Source organism: Lonsdalea britannica, assembly GCF_946477055.1.
In the GTDB taxonomy this organism is placed as follows: Bacteria; Pseudomonadota; Gammaproteobacteria; order Enterobacterales; family Enterobacteriaceae; genus Lonsdalea; species Lonsdalea britannica_A.
Genome location: NZ_CAMKXG010000132.1, coordinates 1 through 9,793, shown reverse-complemented (window position 1 = coordinate 9,793; position 9,793 = coordinate 1). Strand labels below are relative to the sequence as shown.

The window sequence follows — 9,793 nt, the reverse complement described above, 5'->3', positions numbered from 1 at the left end:
TTCCTGCGCCGGGTTCGGCTCGGAAGCCGCCACCCGACGTTTATCTGCGGGAGAATAACTGTGTTCTGGCATCGGTATCGTTTTTCACCTTGCGTTACAGGGAGTGATACAACGCTGCCACCTGCGTGACAACCTCGGGGCGATCTTCCAGTCCGGCGATCTGGATCAGTGCATGTTCGACGCCGTGCTCCTCAATCTGTGCCGCCATTTCACGCGCCTGCACATCATCAAGGCTACGATACTTCAGCGCCGCAGCGATACCGATCAATAGATTACGATGCGGCAGACCGTATTCCAGCGTACCACGCAACGGCCTGATCAACCGGTCACCCTCGCCCAGCTTACGCAACGGCTGACGGCCCACGCGTTCTACGTCATCGTGCAGATACGGGTTTTCAAAACGGCTGAGGATCTTGTCGATATAGGCCGCATGCTGCGCCGGATCGAACCCGTAGCGTTTAATCAGTACCGCGCCGCTTTCCTGCATCGCGCCTTTTACCACCGCGCGCACCGCGTCGTCGAGTATCGCTTCGCGGATCGTCCGGTAACCCGCCAGGCACCCAAGATACGCGGTTATAGCGTGGCCGGTATTGAGCGTAAACAACTTGCGCTCAACATAGGCCATCAGGTTGGCGGTCGGTTCCATGCCTGCGATGACCGGCAAATCGCCCTTGAACTGGGTACTGTCGACAATCCATTCGCTGAACGTTTCGACCGTCACCTCCAGCGAATCGTCGTTCGCCGCAGGGCTGGGCGGCACGATGCGGTCCACGGCCGAATCCACAAATCCCACATGCTCGTCGACCCACGAATGCAAGGTCTCTGGCAACGCCGCCATGACATGCTGACGCAGCTGGCTGGTCCCGCGCACCATGTTTTCGCAGGCGATGATATTCAGGGGTTGCTGATTGCCGCGTTCATGCCGCGCAATCAGCCCTTGCGCCAGCGTCCCGGCAATTTTACTCAACACCTGCGGCCCGACGGCGGTCGTGATGATGTCCGCGCGGGCGATTTCATTAATGGCGTCGGGACTGCCGCTATGCACTGCGCTGACGCGGTTAACCTGTTCGACATGCGACGCTTCTCCAACAACATGCACTTCGTAGTGCTGCTGATGGGCCAGTTGATCCACCAGCGGCTGATTGACGTCGGCAAAAATGAGCTCGGACTTGGCGTCCGCCAGAACTTTGCCGATGAAGCCACGACCGATATTGCCTGCACCGAAATGAATCGCTTTCATTGTAGACCTCGATATCTTGTCAAAACCGTTGAGCTGAACGCACGGACCGGTCAACGCCGGTCCGACGGGCCTTAGGCCACGCGTTCGCCGGAGAGCAGCACCAGCATCTCTTGCACACTGCGGGTTTCCACCAGCCGCTCGATGATGCCGTCGTCATTCAGGGCATTGGTCAGACGCGCAATCACCTGAACATGTTCGTTATTGCGGGCGGCAATCCCAATCACCAGCCGCGCGACGTCGTCCGGCTCGGAGCCGAACCGCACCCCTTGCGGATATTGGCAAATCACGACTCCGGTGCGCAGCACGCGGTCTTTGGCTTCAACGGTGCCGTGCGGCACGGCGATGGATTCGCCCAGATAGGTGGAAGTCATGGCCTCACGTTTCAGCATGGCCTCGACGTAGGCGGGCTCCACATATCCCCCGGCGACCAGCTGCTCGCCCGCGAAACGGATAGCCTGCTCTTTACTGTCAGCCTTTAGGTTAAGGAAAATGTTGTTTTCACCCAGTTCGAACAGGTTGGTTTCATGCTCCGCCGGATCGAACCAGTCGTCATTAGCCGCCACAATCGTTTGATTAATCAGCCGGTTATCATTCGCCGCCACGGGACGGTGCGCCGCCAACAGCCGGGTCGTCAGCTCGTTGTACAAGCCGCTGTCGAGGAAGTTGCTGAGAGAGAGGTGAATCGCGTGCGGCGCATGCTGCAACGCTCTTGCGGTGAGATCCTGATGGGTGATGACCAGATCGACATCGTCCGGCAGGCTGTTAATCGCCATGTTGCTGACAGAGATATGGTTTAGTCCGGCATCCTTCACCTTCTTGCGCAGCACGCCCGCGCCCATCGCGCTCGACCCCATGCCAGCATCACAGGCCACGATGATGCGTCGCACCAAACTCAAATCCTGAGAAGCATCCAGCGTCGCGCGCATCACAGGCTGTGGTTGGGCCGCGCCCGGCGCTTTGCTGCCTTTCGATTTCTGCTTCATGTTCTGCATACGACGGGTCGCGTCCGCCAGTCCGTTGTCTTCCTCATCGCCTACCGGCACGCGTTTCAGCATCACCGCAGAGACCAGGAACGAGACCAGACCCGACATCAAGATGGAGAGCACCACGCCGATCAGCGACGACTTCGGCGTCATCAGCAAGACCGCAAAGATCGAGCCGGGAGAGGCCGGAGAGACCAGTCCCGCGTTAAACAACGTCAGCGTGAAAACGCCTGTCATACCGCCGAGGATCACCGCCAGCATCAGACGCGGATTCATCAGGACATAGGGGAAATAGATTTCATGGATACCGCCGAAGAAGTGAATGATGGCGGCGCCAGGCGCGGACTGTTTTGCACTGCCCTTGCCGAAGAACATGTAGGCCAGCAGCAGACCGAGCCCCGGTCCGGGGTTGGCTTCAATCAGGAAGACGATCGATTTGCCGGTTTCCGTTGCCTGCTGGATGCCGAGCGGGGAGAAAATTCCGTGGTTGATGGCGTTATTGAGGAACAGCACTTTGGCCGGTTCCACGAAAATGGAGGTGAGCGGCAGCAGGTTGTCCTGTACCAGCAGGTTGACCCCGGTCGCCAGCACTTTAGACAGGGAGGAGACCAGCGGGCCGATGGCTAAAAAGGCTAGCCCCGCCAGCAGCATCCCGATAATCCCGGCCGAGAAGTTGTTCACCAGCATCTCGAAGCCGCTTTTGATTTTACCATCCACCCAGCGGTCGAAGCGTTTGATTGCCCAGCCGCCCAGCGGTCCGGCCATCATCGCCCCCATAAACATCGGCATGTCTGCGCCGACGATGACGCCCATCGTGGTGATAGCGCCCACTACCCCGCCGCGTTCGCCGCCGACCAACCGACCGCCGGTATACCCAATCAGCAACGGCAACAGGTAGGTAATCATGGGTTCGACCAGCTTGGCCAGGGTTGCATTCGGCAGCCAGCCGGTAGGAATAAACAGCGCGGTGATTAAGCCCCAGGCGATGAATGCGCCGATATTGGGCATCACCATGTTGCTGAGGAAGCGGCCAAAATTCTGTATCTTGACCTTAACAGTTGGTGATAGCATAAAACTTACTCCCCTCGGTGGTACGCGCTCAGGGACGGTGCGCGTCGTAATAGTGAGATGGTTTCGCCAAAAACCATCGGTCGTTCTGTAGACAAATCGACTCTATCACGCCGTTTCCGCCCCCAGTACCCCGAGGGGAATTTGTGACTGAGATCACTCATTTACCCCATCTCAGGTGGGATTTCACGCGATCCTCATCACAAATCAGATCTGAAAGTCAGCTACATTGTTAAAAATGAGCGTTCGAGCGCCCCTCTTTCGTGACTCATATCACACTTCAATTTGGTAACTTTGTTTTAACATTGTGACTTGCATCACATTGCACCGTTCGATTCAGAGTCCTGAATATAGGCCAAGGCTTTCCTTTCTCCATTTCGGCGGAGAATGTGGGGAGAAATGTAATTTAATTACCGGATGGAGTGAGTAGAAACACCAGAATGTAACGAAGGATCGGTTGTAGATAAGGCGAGGATTTGAAACTGGTAGATAAGGCGGAGATTTGAAACCATAGCAGACTAGCTGACTGCATCGCGCCTAAGACCGCGCCGGTCAAGGTCATAGCCCCTTCAGGGAAACAGAGTGAAAGGGCTGACACGTGATGATCCGGTCGTAATATCTTGCGCCTCGGATGAAGAGTCCACCGCAGCTCGCTGACTTTCGGCTAGTGATACGTTGGTTTTAAATATTGATGGGTTGGGGTATCACGTCGAAAAAATTACCCGATAGTGACCGTACCTCCACCGATTAATACCCCCCCACATCCCACGGCATCGCCGGTACGCGCGACGGGCTTACCATCCACCTTGACCGTTGATGAACCACCGCTGATGTTACGTGCGTGACCATGAGCGGCTAAAGGGTCACCTTGGCGAGCCAGAGGAAGGCCATCCACCTTAACCGTGGAAGAGCCAGCCATAACTGACGTCGGAGGATGGCTATCGTGCCCCGTATCGATGTCGCCCAATTTAACCGCATTTCCCATAATTTTATTTCTCCATTATTGATCTGATGATGCGATGGGATTAAAAGTCGTCGCTTTAAGTCAACATAATGACGCGATCAAGTTCAATTCGAGCCAAATCTGACGAAATAGCGTACATCCTGAGCCTAGATTAAACACCGCCGTTCACTGGCCGACGCCAATTTCTTGCTGGAGATATTGGCCGTAAAGATGATGCGGCGAATGCCACAGGGCAACGCAGCATAGTATGTCTCAACCCATCGAGTGCAGTTTGCTGTGATTAATTAACCGGCTGTTGGTCCGTTTTAGGTTGTTTGGCGCGATAGCCGTCCATGATGGGAGCCCACGCCATGCCCTTAGGGATGGGGTGTTGTTTGAAGAGGTCGCCGTACTCTTTGTCAAAATCGTCGATGCCATATTGTTCTGCCACAGAGACTTTCTTATCGTACCAGTCATCAGCCACTTCTTTGGCGATGCCACGGGCAAGCAGCAGGTCCGGCTTGACTCTCAACTTGTCGCCTTTCAAAAGCACCTCATAATATCCCCCGGGCGCCAGACCAAAATAAAGCCAACTGCGTTGGTCAATTCGTCCGCTAATTTGATAGCGCTTCTGCATCCGCTGTGCTAAATCCGCCGGTAAATCCACGTCGATCCGATATCGCTTACGATCATGAAAGGACACCATTTCTATCTCAGCCTTGTCAGGAACAGGGACACCATCGGTAGGTAGTCCTCCTCCCCCAGACCAATAATATTTTTTTTCTATGATGTCTTTATGCGGCGCGCCAGCGTTGCATCCTCCCCCAGGATAACTAAAAACCGTTTTCCCATGGAGATAAAAAATCGCTTTGGTCGTGCAAAAACTATCAATATTGCTGCCTGAACCGTAACTCCAATTGGCTCTTGTTGCCGCATTTCCCGTTGAACATGCCATCAGCGACATGCAAATGCCCAGTGAAAGGAAAAAGTATCTCAACATCATGCCTCCTCATTCCCGATTAAACGCCGCCGCTCCTTGCTAACGGAAGGCTCACTTTTACTCGTATTGGCCGGATTGGCTATGCTCTGGTTATTGGCGCTATGGTGAAGATAGTTACGACGCAATGCCCGGTACACCGATGAAGACAACTGTTTACTCAGGTCCCCGATCATGCCTTGCTCGATTGCCGTCTGTGCCCAGTGTTCATCCAATTTTGTCAGATTTATTATTGGTTGCTTGGCAGAAAGCGACTCCAATTGAAGCGTTTTATCTTTTGATCGCCACGCTTTGAATGGAACCCCTGCTGCGCGCCCGGCCTCCAGCATCATATGCAACGGAATACGGGAATATTCCCCCTCAACCACCCGGCGCATCACTACCTCCACATAAACGGCTTTTTTAGGCCAGGCATCATCTTTACCACGGCGTCGGATAAATGAGTAGGGAAGCAAACCGATCGCCCCTAACGGCGGCGTAGAGCTTCGCGACAAAACAGGCTCAAGGCGATCGGCCCAGCCCAGCGCGATTTTCTCTTCCGCGTAGGCACGCGCTTTTTGATAGGCTCGGCTGCTTATATCTGGCATCGAAGCGTCTTCCTCACTCATAAAGCGTTCCAGTTCGATGCACTCGGTCAACGCAGGATCGCTGTTCGGATTAGACAGGCTCCAGCGGCTATAATATCCACCGCCGATATCCGAATGCGCTCCCGGCAGCGCCAGTTCGGTAAAGTGCGGCGGGATGCTGGTGCCGGCGGCCGTAGGGGTGATCCGCGTCAGTGGGAAGTGTTTACGCACCTCATCCAGTGCGGTCAAATGTACCACCCGCTCCGCGCTGTCATCCCGCAGCCGCGTGTTGACTCGGGAGTTGAACGACGACACGACCGTATCAAAAATGCCGACAAACGCGATACGCACATTTTCACGACTGCTCCAGTCAAAACCCGCCTTCAGGCGGATAGCCTCATTATTTGCTATCGCCTGCACCAACGGGTGGTCGTTTTTCTGATCGATAACGTTTACAAAATGCCGTGCCGCCGCCGCTCCACGGCTAAAACCAAACACGTCGAAGACAACACGATGGATACAATCAATACTGGGCAAAACCGTTTCCAAATCGCGCATTATCGCGGCAACGATCCCTTGCCCACACGCGAGATCGACTTTGCCAATAATCGACGTATCTTCACCCACAAAGTCCAAATCCAGCCCTTGCGTCAGCGTGTCGTCTGCCCGGTATTCCAACTCATCTTTTCCTGCTACCGGGTCGCGAGTACCAATGCCGCTGACGTAGGTATGAGCACTCAAGGTTTTAGCCCCAAAAAGATATTGCTCGTGGAGCTTCCCCACATTAGTCATATCATTAGCCGCACTGCCGCCGATGGGTAGTTGTCCCCTTTCGCAACCGCGCAGTTCTTTCTCCCGCTGCGCCGGATCTGAGCAGGTCTCTAGCAGCCACTGCTCGACTTTTTTTAGACCTGACTCGGCGTTAGAGTTGTTGTTCCCGGTACCGTCAAAAAAGACGCCGATACGCAATACGTTGATCTGGTAGCCTTTCACCTCGATAACGTAAGAATGATTGGTATAGAACCGCACGTTGCCGGCTTTCCCTTCCTGATGTGCTTCCGGCAAAGCAGGCTCGGCCGGGGTCAAGCAGAGATCGCCGGTGGTCGCTTTAACATGTTCGCGTTTCGTTGAATCGTGACCAACACGCTCCACGGCATAAGCTGGCACCGTACTTTCCCCGTCTTTCAGTTTCTCGCGTGACTGAGCTGCCTTAAGCCAAGGCAACGTCTCCAGCTTCACGGTCACTGGGCCGACGGCAAAACCGCGCGCCAGCGTAGGCCCATCCTTAAGTGCCACTGTCTCCGACTTGCCGGTTTCATCTGTCAATGTTGCTTTCAATCCTTCGAATGATTGATTGTGCTCATCGCGAATATCAATCTCTATCCAGTTTTCGTAACGTTCGCAGGGAATGCAGTAAGGATCTGCCGCCATCAATGGACTCCTATCAATTCATTATGCTGCGCCATCCAGTGATTAACCTGAGCCCATTCGGCGTCGGTCAGCATTAGCGGCTCTCGAATACTTTCCAGAAGAAGGCCGGTCTGCAAGGTCAAGACGCCAGCCACCACACCGTCAAGCACATCCCCCTCAAGCTTCTCAGCATTCGCTTGCCTGAGAATCGGTAAAATCGTGCCCGCCGGGTCGGGATGGCGTTCCATCATGCTTGTCATAACTTGCCAAAGCCGTCGGCGAAGAATATAGGCGTGTCGATTCTCGTCATATAACGGCGCCAAGTGATGAGGTTGGATATGAAACCAAGGGGACGCCAAAGCAGGATGAAATGGAACTCCGGGCGTACGTAAAAACTCGGTGCCGTTGAGCCACATCCCGGCGCAAGGGCCCATAATCGCATCTCGCTCTTCGGCGCTCATCGCGTTGAACATCGGCAGGAAAATTTGAGGTTCAGAAAAGCGAAACCACACGGCTTCGCCTTCATGGATAACCTGTATCAGGCTTTGTAAGTGACGACGTACCACGTCAATCGGCTGTTCGCTCACCCAATAAAAACCACTCAGCTCAGGTGACGCTTCCACAAATGCAGGTGAAGGATTGGACAGTAACCAAGGCCCCAGAGCCGCTTGATCACTAAAAGCAGTCCCGGCGAAAATAGGGGCCGCCTCACCCTGACTTAGCTCATAGAAACGCGCCACCACCGAACGGTCTGCCGCACCGTCCACGATCGCAAACAACCTACCTTTATGTTTCGTTAGCCAAGTACTCACACTCATGCTTTACCCCCTTTGGCAAGGGGACAAGGCTTGGCAAGGGGTGCTATCGACTCCATGCTTTTATGAATGGCGGGGGCAGGCAATGAGGCTGGCGGCGCAGGAGGAACCCCAACTTCACCTGGCAGGTTGGGGGGCTGCCCCGCCCAACTCGTGCCATTGCCTGCGCTCCCCCCTGAGTTCATCTTGATCGATGGGCCGACTAAGGTCACGCCCGAGGGGTCAATTTTGATAAAACTTCCTCCGACTTTCAGCGTCAACTCTGCACCCGCTTCAAGAACCACCTTGGCGCCCGCTTTTACGTGTACTTCCTGACCCGTATCAACCAGCCAAGCCTGCTCTAATTTCTGGTGCATGGAGGCATCGACGGTCAGCGAGTAATCCCCTTGAATATGATCGCGCTTTTCCTGCTCTACCGTGAGGTGGTCGTTGGCTTTGACGCGGGCCACCCGCTCGTTATCAATCTCCGTATGCGCGTCGTGCCTGATATGCCAGACGACGTCGTGCTCGACCATCGCACGGAGATCTTTCTGACCATGCAGGTAAATCTCCTCCTCTCCGGCCTGATCTTCAAAGCGCAGTTCATTGAAGCCTTCTCCCTGATGCGTTTCGGTCCGTAATACCGTTCGCGTTTTATGCTCAGGCAGATCGTAAGGAGGACGGTTGGTGGCATGGAACGTTCTTCCCGTCACCAGCGGCTGGTCCGGGTCACCTTCCAGAAAACTCACCACCACCTCGTGGCCGATGCGCGGAATGGCCACCATACCGTACTGACCGCCCGCCCAGCCTTGACTCACCCGCACCCAGCACGAGCTCTGGTCATCGCTTGCACCATAGCGGTCCCACGGGAACTGTAGTTTTACCCGGCCGTATTCATCGCAGTAAATCTCCTCGCCTGATGGGCCAACCACGGTGGCGATTTGCGGACCATCCACCATCGGGCGGTGCGGCATCGCGGGACGCCACGTGGTGCTGGCCTTCACCACGCCGAAGGTATTGGTCAGCATCGTCGGCTCACCGCCGCCTTCTTCTTCCAGCGCCTGCGGCTGGGTGCCGATGTGGGTGACGTTCACCACCTGCCATCTGATGTTCAGCATCGGATTCGGGTGCTCCGTCAGGGTGAACGCGCTCCCCGGCATCAATGCCCCGGCGTTCGAACTGCCCTGACCGGTGACCGCATCAGCGCGCAGCGCATCCAGCCGGTGACAGCTGAACGCCTTGCCGCTGGGGTCTTTTTTGAAGCGGCCCGGGTAGTCGTAGTGCTGGTAGCTCTCGCGTTGATGGTCCAGCTCTTCGCCCAGCTTCTTGTGCGACAGGCCATAGGCCGGGGTTTTGAAGCTGTAGTCCTTCAGCTCCACTTCCGCCGTGCGTACCGCTTCCCGGTAGTTGAACTGGCGCACATACGCGCCTTCCGACAGGCCCTGATTGGCGAGATTGAAGAACAGGTCCGGGCCTTTGCCCAGCGCCACCGCATCGTCCGCGAACACCACCCGGTGTTTGCCTGCCCCGAACTCGTGGAAGTAGAACAGCCCTTCCTCCGCCGCCAGACGTTCGATAAACGCCAGGTCGCTCTCGCGGTACTGCACGCAGTATTCCCGCTGGGCGTGTTCGTTGCGCAGCGCGAACGCGAAGTCGGTAATACCCGCTTCCTGCAACAGGAAGCTGATAATCTCCTCCGGCTTCTGTGCCTGGAAGATGCGGGCGTTGGTGCGAAGCCCCAGCCGCCACAGCGCCGGGCGCACCACCGCCTGATAACGCGTGCGCCGAAAGC

General features: G+C 55.7%; 7 protein-coding genes. All 7 read right to left on the bottom strand.

The annotated features are described in order from the left end of the window. Positions 1–94 precede the first annotated feature (94 nt). Complete coding sequence (locus Q7O77_RS10295) at positions 95–1,240, bottom strand: mannitol-1-phosphate 5-dehydrogenase (RefSeq protein WP_304166625.1); 1,146 nt, start codon at positions 1,238–1,240, stop codon at positions 95–97. A 71-nt stretch (positions 1,241–1,311) separates the two neighbouring features. Continuing rightward, positions 1,312–3,294, bottom strand: a complete 1,983-nt coding sequence (locus tag Q7O77_RS10290; protein ID WP_304166622.1) for a PTS mannitol transporter subunit IICBA — start codon at positions 3,292–3,294, stop codon at positions 1,312–1,314. A 715-nt stretch (positions 3,295–4,009) separates the two neighbouring features. Next, entirely contained in the window at positions 4,010–4,276 is a 267-nt protein-coding gene (locus Q7O77_RS10285; RefSeq protein WP_085652575.1) for a type VI secretion system PAAR protein, read from the bottom strand. Between the two features lie 259 nt (positions 4,277–4,535). Continuing rightward, positions 4,536–5,237 (bottom strand): DUF2931 family protein, encoded by a 702-nt coding sequence (locus Q7O77_RS10280; protein ID WP_304166620.1) that lies wholly within the window; start codon positions 5,235–5,237, stop codon positions 4,536–4,538. After that, entirely contained in the window at positions 5,234–7,228 is a 1,995-nt protein-coding gene (locus Q7O77_RS10275; protein WP_304166617.1) for a DUF2235 domain-containing protein, read from the bottom strand. Before Q7O77_RS10275 ends, Q7O77_RS10280 begins: the two co-directional genes overlap by 4 nt. After that, positions 7,228–8,025, bottom strand: coding sequence for a DUF4123 domain-containing protein (locus Q7O77_RS10270; RefSeq protein WP_304166614.1), 798 nt, complete (start codon positions 8,023–8,025; stop codon positions 7,228–7,230). Before Q7O77_RS10270 ends, Q7O77_RS10275 begins: the two co-directional genes overlap by 1 nt. Next, positions 8,022–9,793, bottom strand: a 1,772-nt coding sequence (gene tssI, locus Q7O77_RS10265; protein WP_304166611.1) for a type VI secretion system tip protein TssI/VgrG, incomplete at its 5' end; no start/stop codon positions are given. The genes tssI and Q7O77_RS10270, both read right to left, overlap by 4 nt.